At 56.2% G+C, this 12786-nt stretch carries 13 protein-coding genes and 3 tRNA genes; 8 read left to right on the top strand and 8 right to left on the bottom strand.

Annotated elements, in window-relative coordinates; all coding sequences use genetic code 11:
• Positions 1-31: 31 nt before the first annotated feature.
• The 3 genes from efp (at position 32) to AC0IXH_RS15465 (ending at position 1032) form a co-directional block, all read left to right on the top strand.
• Positions 32-598, top strand: a complete 567-nt coding sequence (efp, locus tag AC0IXH_RS15475) for an elongation factor P (RefSeq protein WP_346599758.1) — start codon at positions 32-34, stop codon at positions 596-598.
• Positions 599-657: 59 nt separating this feature from the next.
• Entirely contained in the window at positions 658-789 is a 132-nt protein-coding gene (locus AC0IXH_RS15470; RefSeq protein ID WP_034891515.1) for an entericidin A/B family lipoprotein, read from the top strand.
• A gap of 108 nt (positions 790-897) precedes the next feature.
• Positions 898-1032: an entericidin A/B family lipoprotein gene (locus tag AC0IXH_RS15465; protein WP_013200472.1), complete on the top strand. Its 135-nt coding sequence runs from the start codon at positions 898-900 to the stop codon at positions 1030-1032.
• 35 nt (positions 1033-1067) lie between these two features.
• Here AC0IXH_RS15465 and AC0IXH_RS15460 read toward each other — a convergent pair whose 3' ends face one another.
• The 5 genes from AC0IXH_RS15460 to frdA form a co-directional block, all read right to left on the bottom strand.
• On the bottom strand, positions 1068-1595 hold the full coding sequence (locus tag AC0IXH_RS15460) for a lipocalin family protein (protein WP_134823303.1): 528 nt from the start codon (positions 1593-1595) through the stop codon (positions 1068-1070).
• 70 nt (positions 1596-1665) lie between these two features.
• Complete coding sequence (frdD, locus tag AC0IXH_RS15455; protein WP_151038787.1) at positions 1666-2007, bottom strand: fumarate reductase subunit FrdD; 342 nt, start codon at positions 2005-2007, stop codon at positions 1666-1668.
• 11 nt (positions 2008-2018) lie between these two features.
• The gene (frdC, locus tag AC0IXH_RS15450; RefSeq protein ID WP_013200475.1) at positions 2019-2426 is read right to left on the bottom strand and encodes a fumarate reductase subunit FrdC; all 408 of its coding nucleotides are present in this window, start codon (positions 2424-2426) and stop codon (positions 2019-2021) included.
• Between the two features lie 11 nt (positions 2427-2437).
• A complete protein-coding gene (locus tag AC0IXH_RS15445) occupies positions 2438-3172 on the bottom strand; it encodes a succinate dehydrogenase/fumarate reductase iron-sulfur subunit (protein WP_134823304.1) in 735 nt (244 codons plus the stop codon).
• Positions 3165-4946 carry a fumarate reductase (quinol) flavoprotein subunit gene (frdA, locus tag AC0IXH_RS15440; RefSeq protein WP_471720674.1) on the bottom strand — a complete coding sequence of 594 codons (1782 nt, stop codon included), beginning with the start codon at positions 4944-4946 and terminating at the stop codon, positions 3165-3167. Before frdA ends, AC0IXH_RS15445 begins: the two co-directional genes overlap by 8 nt.
• Positions 4947-5230: 284 nt before the next feature.
• Between frdA and epmA the strand changes: the two genes are divergently transcribed.
• Complete coding sequence (gene epmA, locus AC0IXH_RS15435; protein ID WP_106382199.1) at positions 5231-6208, top strand: elongation factor P--(R)-beta-lysine ligase; 978 nt, start codon at positions 5231-5233, stop codon at positions 6206-6208.
• A gap of 38 nt (positions 6209-6246) precedes the next feature.
• Here epmA and mscM read toward each other — a convergent pair whose 3' ends face one another.
• The 3 genes from mscM to rsgA all read right to left on the bottom strand — a co-directional run bounded on the left by mscM (position 6247) and on the right by rsgA (position 11656).
• Positions 6247-9582, bottom strand: a complete 3336-nt coding sequence (gene mscM / locus AC0IXH_RS15430) for a miniconductance mechanosensitive channel MscM (RefSeq protein WP_471720673.1) — start codon at positions 9580-9582, stop codon at positions 6247-6249.
• A gap of 9 nt (positions 9583-9591) precedes the next feature.
• Positions 9592-10491, bottom strand: coding sequence for an archaetidylserine decarboxylase (gene asd, locus AC0IXH_RS15425; protein WP_471720672.1), 900 nt, complete (start codon positions 10489-10491; stop codon positions 9592-9594).
• Between the two features lie 106 nt (positions 10492-10597).
• A complete protein-coding gene (rsgA, locus tag AC0IXH_RS15420) occupies positions 10598-11656 on the bottom strand; it encodes a small ribosomal subunit biogenesis GTPase RsgA (protein ID WP_013200481.1) in 1059 nt (352 codons plus the stop codon).
• Between the two features lie 96 nt (positions 11657-11752).
• On the opposite strand from rsgA, the gene orn reads away from it, so the two are divergent.
• The 4 genes from orn to AC0IXH_RS15400 all read left to right on the top strand — a co-directional run bounded on the left by orn (position 11753) and on the right by AC0IXH_RS15400 (position 12751).
• On the top strand, positions 11753-12298 hold the full coding sequence (gene orn / locus AC0IXH_RS15415) for an oligoribonuclease (RefSeq protein WP_013200482.1): 546 nt from the start codon (positions 11753-11755) through the stop codon (positions 12296-12298).
• 160 nt (positions 12299-12458) lie between these two features.
• Positions 12459-12534, top strand: a tRNA-Gly gene (locus AC0IXH_RS15410).
• 33 nt (positions 12535-12567) lie between these two features.
• Positions 12568-12643, top strand: a tRNA-Gly gene (locus tag AC0IXH_RS15405).
• Between the two features lie 32 nt (positions 12644-12675).
• Positions 12676-12751 (top strand) — tRNA-Gly (locus AC0IXH_RS15400).
• Positions 12752-12786 lie beyond the last annotated feature (35 nt).

Below are 12786 nucleotides of genomic sequence, written 5' to 3'. Positions count from 1 at the left end.
TAGTACCAGTATTAAATTGTAGAGGGCCTTTATGGCGACTTATTCTAGCAACGATTTCCGTCCCGGTCTTAAAATCATGTTCGAAAGCGAACCTTACGCTATCGAATCGAGCGAGTTCGTTAAACCAGGTAAAGGTCAGGCTTTTGCACGCGTAAAAATGCGTCGCCTGCTGACCGGTACCCGCGTTGAGAAAACGTTCAAATCTACCGACTCCGCTGAAGGCGCAGACGTTGTAGATACTAACCTCAACTACCTGTACAACGACGGTGAGTTTTACCACTTCATGCACCCGGAAACCTTCGAACAGCACCCTGTTGAAGAGAAGACCGTGGGCGATGCCGCTAAATGGCTGCTGGATAACGCAGAATGTATCGTAACCCTGTGGAACGGTAAGCCGATCCAGGTGTTGCCACCAAACTTCGTTGAACTGGAAATCACTGATACCGACCCAGGCCTGAAAGGCGACACTGCGGGTACTGGCGGCAAGCCAGCCACGCTGTCTACCGGTGCCGTGGTGAAAGTGCCTCTGTTCGTGCAGATTGGCGAAGTGATCCGTGTGGATACCCGTTCAGGCGAATACGTTTCTCGCGTGAAATAAGCCCGATGAAGTGGGCCTGACTGTCAGGCCCTTTTCTTTAACGATGTGAGCTGAATCAGATGATGAAGTGGTTAAAACTCATTGCTGTCGCAGTGCTTATGACCAGTGCGCTCAGCGCCTGCAATACCTTCCACGGTTTTGGTGAGGATGTTCAACACCTCGGCGGTGCTATCTCACACGCAGCCAACTAGTCTCTCTTCGCAAAAAATGTCCTTTTGCTACCTGCCTCAATAGCATGTGGTTAAATTACGGCTATGCTTAATTCGCTGTACTTTACTTCACGCTAAAAGGACATTCTCATGTTAAAGAAAAGTATTATTTCAATTCTTTCTGTACTGGTGCTCTCTTCGGTGCTCACAGCTTGTAATACCACGCGTGGCGTGGGTGAAGACGTGTCAGCCGGTGGCCAGGCGATTCAAAAAAGCGCTCAGTAATTACGGTGCCGGTGCTCCCGCACCGGCCTCATTGTTTACTTCCCCTGGTTCACCCAAATCAGCTTACTGACATCAAAGCCATTATCACGGGCCTTCGCTAACAACGACGCTTTGACCTGATCCGAAATCTGCGGCGTGCGGGAAAGGATCCACAGATAGTCCCGGTTCGGGCCGCTCACCAGCGAATACTGATAGTCGTTATCCAGCGCAATCACGTTGTATCCGCCATAGAACGGGCCAAAGAAGGAGACCTTCAGGGCCGCGCGGCTCTGTGGTCCGGTAAAGTAGGCTTTACCTTCACTCTGCTGCCAGCGCTGCTTCTCGACGTTATAACCGCGATTAATGACCTTCAGGCCGCCATCATCACGCTTGCTGTAGCTGGCGGTGACATGATCGAGCCCACGTTCAAACGAGTGATCCAGCCTGGCGATTTCATACCAGTCGCCCAGATAAAGATCGGCATTAAAGCCTTCGACTGGCGTCACGCCCTTGGGCGGCGTGGTGCTACAGGCAACGGAGAGCAGGGCGACGGTGCCGGCAACCAGATTTTTCCACAGAGACATAGGCTATTCCTTTACGATTGAATAGCTTGAGTATAGAGGAAGTTTAGGCGGCAGGGTTGCCGCCTGTGGATTACAGGGTGATCACCCCAATTGCCGTTACTACGGTGAGGATCGCCGCCAGCCCATAGAACAGCCATTTCGCGGCGGGAACGTGCAGGCGAATGTCGTGCATGCCGTGATGAAGACGGTGAAGCGCGCACCAGATCGGCATCACGATAGTCAGAAACAGGAACAGACGGCCGGGCAGGGTTTGCGCAGCCTGCAGCAGGTGCGTATAGCTGAGCCCCCGCTCCGTGCCGATGCCCAGCGGAAGGAGGATGCCAGCCAGCAGCACCACCACCGGTGAGACGATCGCCGCCCACATCCCTCCGGCACCAAACAGCCCCCAGAACACCGGTTCATCTGAACGCATGGCCTTATTTTTCACAGCGACTCCTTAATAAGCAGTGCCCATGTCAGAAGGATCAGGCTGACCACCACCATCGCCAGCCACAGTCCTTTAATCACCGGGGCGGGAGACATTTTTTTGCCCCCCAACACGATGACCTGAGCTTTGGGTGCCAGCTCAAACCAGGTTTTGCTGTGCAGCAAGGCGGCGGCCAGCGCGACGATATTGATCAGCAGCATGATAGGATGTTGTAAGACTGCGACGAACGCCTGCCAGCTCTGCTCGCCATTCTTCAACGCAAACAGCCCGAAAATCATCTCCAGGCTGAACCACAGCGCCGGCAATGCCGTGGCTTCGCGCAGCATGTAAAAACGGTAATAGCCAGACTTCTGCCACCAGTTAGCGGTCATCGGGCGATGGAAGGGTTTCCGTTTGGTTGTCATTTCTGGGCTCCCTACTGCGGTCTGAGGGTGGTGATAAGGTAATCCTGGGCGCTTGCCACTTTGCTTTGCTGGATCGCCGCCGCAGGATCGACATGTTTCGGGCAGACCTCCGAGCAGAAACCGACAAAGGTGCAGGGCCAGACGCCGTTATCGCCGTTGAGCGTCGGCATTCGCTGCGCCTTGCCTTGATCGCGGCTGTCCAGGTTGTAGCGATGTGCCAGGGTGATGGCCGCCGGCCCAATAAATTCCGGGTTAAGGCCAAACTGCGGGCAGGCGGCGTAACACAGGCCGCAGTTGATGCAGCCGGAGAACTGATGATATTTGGCCATCTGAGCCGGCGTTTGCCGCTGAGGGCCGCGATCGGTATTCCGTGCATTACCGATGATCCACGGTTTTACCGCCTCCAGGCTTTCGATAAAGCGGCTCATATCCACAACCAAATCCCGCTCAACCGGGAAGTGGGCCAGCGGTTCGACCAGCAGGCCGTCGGGGTAATGACGCAGAAAGGTTTTGCAGGCCAGTTTCGGGATGCCATTGACCATCATGCCGCAGGAGCCACATATTGCCATGCGGCAGGACCAGCGGTAGGACAGGTCAAACGCCAGGTTATCTTTGATAAACCCCAGCGCATCGAGCAGAGAGGTCTGGTCATCCCAGGGCACGTCGAAGATCTCATGACGCGGGACCCTGTCGGACTCCGGGTTATAACGCTGAACGGTGATTTTACAGCGAGCGAGTTCACTCATGGACGGCCTCCTTACCTTCAGACTCGGCACCGTAGACGCGTTTCGCCGGCGGCAACCGGGTAATCTTAACGTCATCCCAGCTGATTTCAGGTGCGCCGTCAGGGCGATAAAAACTCAGGGAGTGTTTCAGATACTGCGCGTCATTGCGGGTGGCACAGCCTTCATCCAGCCGCTGATGCGCACCGCGAGACTCTTTGCGCTGGATCGCGGCGTGCGCCATACATTCGGCGACGTTCAGGCCGTGCGCCAGCTCGATGCTGTACAGCAGTTGGGTATTGAAGACGCTGGAGGTATCGCTGATGTGCAGATGCTTACAGCGCTCTTGCAGCTCGGCCAGTTTGTCGATGGTTTTCTGCATCAGCTCTGGCGTGCGGTAAATCCCGCAGCCTTCTTCCATCGCCAGCCCCATCTCATCGCGCAGCTCAGACCAGGTCTCTTTGCCCTGTTGATTGACCAGCCCATGCAGGCGTTTTTCACAGTCCCGAGCCTGGGCCTGCAAGGCGCTGGCGGGTTTTTTGTGAACCTGTACCGCATGTCTTGCGGCACTTTCCCCGGCAAGCCTGCCGAATACCGCCAGTTCAGCCAGCGAGTTAGACCCGAGGCGATTGGCACCATGCAGGCCGACCGACGAGCATTCCCCGACGGCGAACAGACCGGCGATGCGCGTCTCACACTGCGCATTGGTTTCAATCCCGCCCATGGTGTAGTGCGCGGTGGGCCGCACCGGGATCGGCGCCTGAGCCGGATCGACGCCGATATAGGCTTTACTCAGCTCACAGATAAACGGCAGGCGTTCAAGCAGCTTCTTCTGACCCAAGTGGCGTAAATCCAGATGCACCACATCACCGCGCGGCGTGGCGATGGTGCGGCCTTTCCGCCACTCATGCCAAAAGGCCTGCGAAACCTTGTCGCGTGGGCCAAGCTCCATATATTTATTCTTCGGCTGGCCCAGCGGCGTTTCCGGTCCCATGCCGTAGTCCTGCAGGTAGCGATAGCCGTCCTTATTGACCATGATGCCGCCTTCGCCCCGACAGCCTTCGGTCATCAGGATCCCCGATCCGGGCAGGCCGGTGGGATGGTATTGCACAAACTCCATATCCCTCAACGGCACGCCATGGCGCAGCGCCATGCCCATGCCATCCCCGGTCACGATGCCGCCATTGGTGTTGTAGCGATAAACCCTGGCGGCGCCGCCGGTTGCCAGCACCACCGCACCGGCATGAATATGGACCAGCGTCCCTTCCATCATATTCATCGCCACCACGCCGCGCGCTTCGCCTTCATCAACCAGCAGATCCAACACGAAGTGCTCGTCAAAGCGCTGGATTTGCGGGTATTTCAGCGAGGTTTGAAACAGCGTGTGCAGCATATGGAAGCCGGTTTTATCTGCGGCAAACCAGGTGCGCTCAATCTTCATGCCGCCGAAGCGACGCACGTTGATGGTGCCATCGTCGCGGCGGCTCCACGGGCAGCCCCACAACTCCAGCTGGGTCATTTCCCGTGGGCAATGCTCAACAAAATAGTCGACCACATCCTGCTCGCACAGCCAGTCTCCGCCTGAAACGGTGTCCTGAAAATGGAGATCGAAACTGTCGTGAGACTGCGTCACCGCGGCGGATCCGCCTTCAGCGGCAACGGTGTGGCTGCGCATCGGATAAACTTTAGAGACCAGCGCAATAGTCAGGGTGGGATTTGCTTCAGCGGCGGCAATGGCAGCGCGGAGTCCAGCTCCGCCAGCGCCGACGATGACCAGATCGGCAGTACAGGTTTGCACGGTGTTCTCCCTGTCAAAATGTCAGAAGAGGGGAAAAGAGAGGGAAATCCTCACTTTTTCCAGGGAGAACAGTATAAAACTGGCCATCAGCGCTAAACTTGATGTGCTCGGGTATTAGTATGAGAAATAAACAGAAAAAGCGGGATCTGAGCAACGTTTTTCGCCATTCAGATCGGCATATGGGCGGTGAAATCCGGCAAAGAGAGGAATTTCCCGCGGCAAATTTGTGTGTTTATCTCCGTACGGGTAGACTGCTTCACCCTGTCTGATGAGGAGTAGAAACAATGAGCGATACGGCCAGTTGGCTGCCTGGCGCTTCGATAAGCAATTTACTGAAGCGTGCGGCGATTATGGCGGAAATTCGGCGATTTTTTGCCGATCGTGGGGTATTGGAAGTGGAAACCCCGGCGATGAGCCAGGCCACGGTGACCGATGTTCATCTGGTTCCTTTTCAGACGCGTTTTGTCGGCCCGGGTGCCGCGCAGGGGCTTGACCTCTATCTGATGACCAGCCCTGAGTACCATATGAAGCGCCTGCTGGCGGCGGGAAGTGGACCGATCTTCCAGCTCTGCCGCAGCTTCCGTAATGAGGAAGCCGGACGTCACCATAATCCTGAATTCACCATGCTGGAGTGGTATCGCCCGCATTACGATATGTACCGGCTGATGAACGAGGTCGATGACCTGTTACAGCAGGTGCTGGAATGCGCACCGGCCGAAACGCTCTCGTATCAGCAGGCGTTTATCCGCCATCTTGAAATGGATCCGCTGTCGGCGGATAAAACGCAGATGCGTGAAGTGGCGGAAAAACTGGGCGTGGGCGATTTGGCTAACCGCGAAGAAGACCGCGACACCTTATTGCAGCTGCTGTTTATGATGGGTGTGGAGCCGCAAATCGGGAAAGATAAGCCGGCGTTTGTGTATCACTTCCCGGCCAGCCAGGCGTCTCTGGCGGAGATCAGCACCGAAGATCACCGCGTGGCGGAGCGCTTTGAGGTCTACTTTAAGGGGATTGAGTTAGCGAATGGTTTCCGCGAGCTGACCGACAGCCGTGAGCAGAAGCAACGCTTTGACCAGGATAACCGCAAGCGAGCGGCGCGCGGTCTGCCTCAGCAGCCGATCGATACCAACCTGCTGGATGCGCTTGCGCACGGCATGCCAGATTGTTCCGGCGTGGCGTTAGGCGTCGATCGTATCGTGATGCTGGCGCTGAAAGCCGACTCCCTGAGTGAGGTGATCGCCTTCCCGGTCGATCGCTGCTAAACCCTTCCCAGAGGCGGCGGTCTGCCGCCTCTGCTGCCTTACAATCCGCCTGATTTATAGGCTCTTGCCGCCGGTGCGCCATTCTGCGCGGGCGTCTTGCGTCCAATGGTTTCCATGCGCACCTGGAAAGGTGGGAACGGCATTTCCAGCCCGTGTTCCTGATATCCCCGCAGGATCAGCTGGTGCAGTTCATGGCGCAGCGGCATACGGTGACCCATTTCTGCGGCGTGAATACGCAGCTCAAACAGCTGGATCCCCTGCTGCAGATCGACCAGATAGGCTTCCGGCGGTGGGGTTTCCAGCACGTACTGACAGCGTTTTGCCGCGGTGAGCAGCACGTCGGTCACTTCTTCACTGTTGGCTTCGGCAGAGGCCGGGATGGTCAGCACCACGCGCGTCACCGAATCTGACAGCGACCAGTTAATAAATTGCTCGGTGATAAAGGCCTTATTCGGCACGATAATCTCCTTGCGGTCCCAGTCGGTAATGGTGGTGGCTCGGGTGTTGATTTTGGTGATGCTGCCGGTCAAATCGCGGATGGTGACGGTATCGCCAATACGGATCGGCTTCTCAAACAAAATAATCAGACCGGAGATAAAGTTGGCGAAAATTTCCTGCAAGCCAAACCCTAATCCGACACCCAATGCCGCGACCAGCCACTGCAACTTCGACCAGTCGACGCCAATCATTGAGAACCCGGCCAGCCCGCCGACAAAAATCAGCACGTATTTGGTCAGCGTGGTGATCGCATAGCCGGTGCCTGGCGTCAGGCTCAGGTGCTGCAACAGCGCCAGTTCCAGCAGCGCCGGCATATTGCGCACCAGCTGGGTGGTGATAATCAGCACCAGAATGGCAATCAGCACCGATCCCAGCGTGATCGGCTGCAGGCTTTCAACGCCCTGCACGGTGGTGCTGGCATCCCACAGATGGATGTTTTCGAGGAAGCCGAATGCCGAATGGATCTCGGACCACAGCACAATCACCGAAATCAGCGCAACCAGCGTCAGAATTGAACGTACCAGTCGCAGAGACTGCGCGCTGATGGCATCCAGATCGATCACCGGCTCTTCCACTTCAAGCGTATCGGAGTTGCTCTGATGTGCGACCGCTTCCTCTTCGCCTTTCGCACGTTGGGCGAGGATCTCAGCACGGCGATTTCGCGCACGGTCAAAGGCAATACGGCGACGCTGAATCAGCATCCAGCGGCGGATAATGTGGTAAATCACCAGCAGCAGGAACCAGATGGCGACGGAGGTTTCCAGCCTGGCCAGCAGCGCCTGCGACGTCGCCAGATAACCAATGCATGACGCCAGCGCAGCAAACAATGGAATGCAGATCATCAGATTCCACAGCAGCTTGTTGATCAGGTTGTCACCGCTGCCTTCTTTGTCCAGATGCAGCGGGATCCCGGCACGCTTCAGGCTGATGGTCACCAGGCTTATCGCGCCACAAATCAGGATAAAACAGAGCCTTCCCAGCGTGGCGGAGAACTGCCGGTCTTCCAGATTATCGAAGCTTATCAGCAGCATAATCAGGGGAACCACCAGACCGATGCACAACGAGTAGAAGCGCATCGCGCGGGCCACGCGGGCCTGAGGCCAGCGGAAGTGGATAATGAACAATCCCTGCGGACGGGCAAACGCCGCGCTGATCATAAACACCCACAGCAGCGGCACGGTGGCCGTTATGCCATCGCCAATCGCTACCGCGATAGGGTACGGCCAGGCGTGTTGCAGGCCATAACCCAGCGCCATCCACAGCACCGGCAAGGGCACGGCCACCAGAATCGACCAGAACACCGTCCGCATGGTCAGGCCGAAACGATCCTGCGTGACTTTGCCGACCTTGCTGGCCGAGCGGGTCATAAAATCACGGTAATGGCGGCGCGAGCTGAGGCTAAAGCCAACCAGCAGCACGGCTCCAATAATCGGGATAACGGTTTCGCGGCTGGTAAACATCATCACCATCGCGCCGCCAAGCTGACCGAGCGTATCCAGCGACAGCAGGCTTTTCAGATCCCGCGCCAGATCCATCGGGAAATTCAGGCTTAAGGCATTAACATCCGCGGTCCAGAACAGGTAGCGGTGGGTCGCCTCTTTCACTTCATTCAGCGCATCTTCCAGCTGACCATTTGCCACCTTCAGCTTGGTCACTTCGAGGATCAGGTTGTCACAGCCTGACAGCAGCGAACTGATCAGCTCGCGCTGGGTTTTGATTTGCGCATCCAGAATGCGTTTCTGTTCCGCGGTGAGCGGCGTGCCGTCATCCTGTTTAATCTGCAACAGCTGCTGCTGACGTTCGAGAAGGTCTTCATAGCGCAGCCGTTGCACCCGCAGTTCGCCCATCTCATTATCAAGCTGCTGCGGTTTCGGCATATCAGGAAGGCGTGCAACCTGCGCGCGCAGTGCCTCGCCCAGCACGTTAGAGACGCCCAGCCACTGCGACTGCTCGCGGATGGTGCTCAGCGCCTGACGCACCTGAATGGTCTGGTTATTGGCGGTGCGTTGCTGCGAGGCCACCAGGTCCATACGCTGGGCCTGCTGATTGAGGTCATTGGACAGTTCGCGGTTGACCCGGAACTGTTTGTCGAGATTCTTCGGCAGATCGCCGCTGTTCTCCGCCAGTTGCTCGGTGCGCTCAAGGGCGATTTCGGCTTCGCGCTGACGACGGCTGTTGAGCTGGTTACGTAAGTCCTGCAGATAGGCATCGAGCTGTGCGGCTTTACGCTGGTGAAGTTCACCGCGCATTCTTGCCAGCTCCTGACGATTGTTGGCCGACAGCTGAGCCAGTTCCAGCTCATCGACTTTGGCTTTCTGCGCTGCCGATTCCGCCTGACGGGAAGCCAGCTGTGCCTGGGCTAACGGCGTGGTGGCGGAAGGCTGTCCTTGCAGACGGCGTTCAATGTCGTTTAGCGCCCGGCGGGCTTCGGTTTGTTGTTGCGGAAGTTGCGCCAGTGAATCACTGATCTCCCGGGCGCGATCCTGTTCCTGCTGGGCCTGGCGACCTTCTTCAATCAGCTGGCTGCTGACCTGCAGGATCTCCTGGTCGAGTTCAGGGGCCGTCATGGTATTGCTGATGGTTTTCGGGTTATCCGTCAGCGCGGCGATCTGCTGGCGCAGATCGCGTGAAAGTTTCGGAAAACCATCGATAACCTGCTGATAGGCATCTGAATTGGCCTGAGATTTTTGCATCTCATCCAGCCAGTTCAGCGTCGCCTGCAGCGCGTCTATCGTTTCCGCCTGATTCGGCGTGGTCTTGTCCGACTTAGCGTCCTCAAGCTGCTGCTTGATTTGAGCAGTATCCGGGGCGCTGGCGCCCCAGGCGGGCTGGAGGAGCATCCAGCCGAACAAAATTGGGAGGATCAGGCGTAACATAGGAGTCTGCTATGGGTGGTGTAAAACTTCTTCCGCACTGTTTTTCTGCAGTGCGATGGCGAGCGTCTGACCCAGGCGCGTTTTGGTTTCTGGCGTCAGGCTTTCGGCCAGTTTTACTCTGTCTTTCGCAAACAGGTTAATCACCGTTGAACCCAGCTTAAAGCGGCCCATTTCCTGGCCCTTCAACAGCACCACCGATCCTTCAGCGTCGGCACCCGGCCAGCTCCAGCGCTTGATCACGCCTTCACGCGGTGGGGTGACCGTGCCAGCCCAGACGGTTTCGATGCTGCCAACGATAGTGGCACCGACAAGAATCTGCGCCATCGCGCCAAATTCGGTATCAAACAGGCAGATCACGCGCTCGTTACGGGCGAACAGGTTAGGGATGTTCTGTGCCGTCAGCGGGTTAACGGAATAGAGATCGCCAGGCACATAAATCATCTCGCGCAGGATGCCATTACACGGCATATGCACGCGGTGATAATCCCGTGGTGCCAGGTACGTGGTGATGAATTCACCATCCCGGAACAGGTCGGCCATGGCGGTATTTCCGGCCAGCAGCGCTTCCAGTGAGTAAGTGTGACCTTTCGCCTGGAAAATCTGATCGCCTTCGATATGACCTAACTGGCTCACCGCGCCATCGGCAGGCAGTACCAACAGGTTAGGATCGGTCTCAATCGGACGCGCTTCGTCACGCAATGGGCGCACGAAGAAGTCGTTGAAGGTGCGATAGCTCGCCGTATCTGATTTCTGCGCCTCTTTCATATCGACTTTATAGAACCAGACAAACGCATCGATAACCGCTTTAGTGAGCCAGCCCGCGCGCTTACCTGCGCCCCAGCCAGCCAGTTCAGTCAGGCCTTTTTTAGGCAAAATGTTATTCAGGCCGAGTTTAAAACGATCCAACACAGTAGCCTCCTGGCTTGATCAGACAAATAGAGAAACGGGGCGGATTGTAGCAGCGCCCTGGTGATTAGGCTATGGCGCCTGCCTGCGGTATGCAGGCAGGCCAGTATTAGTTACTGTTTTCTGAGAAAGATCGCCGGGTTTTCAACTGCATATCCTCCATGCTGTCCAGAATCCGGTGGTAGCTTTCAAAGCGGGCAGCATCGATCTTGCCGTTTTCGACGGCTTCACGCAGCGCACATCCCGGATCGTTGTCATGCTTACAGTCGCGGAATTTGCAGTGGCCCAGAAACTCACGGAATTCGACAAATCCACGGGTGATTTGTTCCGGCTCAAGATGCCATAAACCGAATTCCCTGACGCCAGGGGAGTCAATCACATCGCCGCCCTGCGGGAAGTGGTACAAACGGGAAGCGGTGGTGGTGTGCTGGCCGAGACCGGAGACGTCAGAGACATCGTTGGTCAGGATCTCATTGGCACCCAATTCCAGCCCCAGCAGGGTGTTCAGCAAGCTGGACTTGCCGACGCCCGACTGGCCCGCAAAGATGCTGATACGCCCAATCAGTGCGGCCTGCAGCTCTTCCAGACCGTTCTTTTGATGGCTGGAGACCATCAGCACGCGATAACCAATGCGGCGGTAAATCTCCATCTGCTTATCAACAAACTTGCGGCCTGCATCATCCAGCAGGTCGGTTTTGTTCAGCACCAGTAAGGGCTCGACATCCAGCGTCTCGCTGGCGATCAAATAGCGGTCGATAATATTCAGTGATAATTCGGGCAGGATCGCAGAAACAATGACGATCTGGTTGAGGTTGGCTGCAATCGGCTTCACGCCATCGTAAAAATCGGGGCGAGTCAGGACCGAGGTGCGTTCATGAACGGCCTCGACAATCCCTTTAACGGTGGCACTGCCTTCGACACCTGGACGCCACAACACGCGGTCACCGGTGACCAGCGAGCGAATGGTGCGACGGATGTTACAGCGGTGCACTGAACCATCCGCATCTTCCACATCGGCGTGCATACCAAAACGGCTAATGACCACACCGTCCCGCGCATCGCCAAACAGGCTGTCATCGGGCTCGGGTTTATCCGCGCGTTTAAGACGGCGGTCGTGGTTAGCGCTGACGCGACGTTGCTGACCTTTGGACAGTTTGTTTTTACTCACTCTTCCTCACACGGCTTGGCAGGCTTCGCCCTGACAGGGCAAAACGTTTATGATACACCCTAATGTTTGATGATATAAGCCACGGTGAGGATCCCTATGACCGCAAATGCCAGTAACCTGATTTGGATTGACTTAGAAATGACCGGGCTGGACCCGGAACAGGACCGCATTATTGAGATTGCGACCCTGGTGACCGACGCCGATCTGAATATTCTGGCGGAAGGGCCAGTTTTCGCGGTGCATCAGTCCGATGCGCAGCTGGCACTGATGGATGAGTGGAACGTGAATACGCACACCAACAGCGGCCTGGTCGAACGCGTGAAGGCCAGTCAGTATGACGATCGTGCGGCTGAACAGGCGACAATTGAGTTTCTGAAAAAGTGGGTGCCGGAAAACAGTTCGCCAATTTGTGGCAACAGCATCGGCCAGGATCGTCGGTTCCTTTTCAAGTACATGCCTGAACTGGAAGCCTACTTCCACTATCGCTACCTGGACGTCAGCACGCTGAAAGAGCTGGCGCGCCGCTGGAAACCAGGCATTCTGCCGGGCTTTAAGAAGCAGGGCACGCATCAGGCAATGGATGATATCCGTGAATCGGTGGCGGAACTGGCGTATTACCGCGAGCATTTTATCCAGTTGTAAACCCTGCAACCTGTTGCTGCTGATTAAATTGCCACTTTGCCGATTTAATCAGCAATCAGACCGAAAGCAGAAAATTTTTGTATTTTCAGTCTTGCAGCAGGTCTGTTTTCTCGTATAATGCGCACCCCGTACCGAGAGAGTTTTTTACTCGTTACGCAGAGCGGGAATAGCTCAGTTGGTAGAGCACGACCTTGCCAAGGTCGGGGTCGCGAGTTCGAGTCTCGTTTCCCGCTCCAAAGTTTTTTGCAGTAATGTACCAGGTATCTTAAGCGGGAATAGCTCAGTTGGTAGAGCACGACCTTGCCAAGGTCGGGGTCGCGAGTTCGAGTCTCGTTTCCCGCTCCAAACGTTTTGCAGTCATATACCAAGTATCTTATGCGGGAATAGCTCAGTTGGTAGAGCACGACCTTGCCAAGGTCGGGGTCGCGAGTTCGAGTCTCGTTTCCCGCTCCAAATCTTCATTCTTCTCATTATATCCAGATGATGTT

This window comes from Erwinia sp. AC075, assembly GCF_979253995.1.
Note: the sequence above shows the minus strand (reverse complement) of the source record. Positions and strands in the feature narration are given on the sequence as shown.

What these genes read in the sequence shown, in the direction of transcription:
- efp (WP_346599758.1), top strand. Translation starts at nt 32, where the DNA reads ATGGCGACTTATTCTAGCAACGATTTCCGTCCCGGTCTTAAAATCATG.
- AC0IXH_RS15470 (WP_034891515.1), top strand. Translation starts at nt 658, where the DNA reads ATGATGAAGTGGTTAAAACTCATTGCTGTCGCAGTGCTTATGACCAGT.
- AC0IXH_RS15465 (WP_013200472.1), top strand. Translation starts at nt 898, where the DNA reads ATGTTAAAGAAAAGTATTATTTCAATTCTTTCTGTACTGGTGCTCTCT.
- AC0IXH_RS15460 (WP_134823303.1), bottom strand. Translation starts at nt 1,595, where the DNA reads ATGTCTCTGTGGAAAAATCTGGTTGCCGGCACCGTCGCCCTGCTCTCC.
- frdD (WP_151038787.1), bottom strand. Translation starts at nt 2,007, where the DNA reads ATGCGTTCAGATGAACCGGTGTTCTGGGGGCTGTTTGGTGCCGGAGGG.
- frdC (WP_013200475.1), bottom strand. Translation starts at nt 2,426, where the DNA reads ATGACAACCAAACGGAAACCCTTCCATCGCCCGATGACCGCTAACTGG.
- AC0IXH_RS15445 (WP_134823304.1), bottom strand. Translation starts at nt 3,172, where the DNA reads ATGAGTGAACTCGCTCGCTGTAAAATCACCGTTCAGCGTTATAACCCG.
- epmA (WP_106382199.1), top strand. Translation starts at nt 5,231, where the DNA reads ATGAGCGATACGGCCAGTTGGCTGCCTGGCGCTTCGATAAGCAATTTA.
- mscM (WP_471720673.1), bottom strand. Translation starts at nt 9,582, where the DNA reads ATGTTACGCCTGATCCTCCCAATTTTGTTCGGCTGGATGCTCCTCCAG.
- orn (WP_013200482.1), top strand. Translation starts at nt 11,753, where the DNA reads ATGACCGCAAATGCCAGTAACCTGATTTGGATTGACTTAGAAATGACC.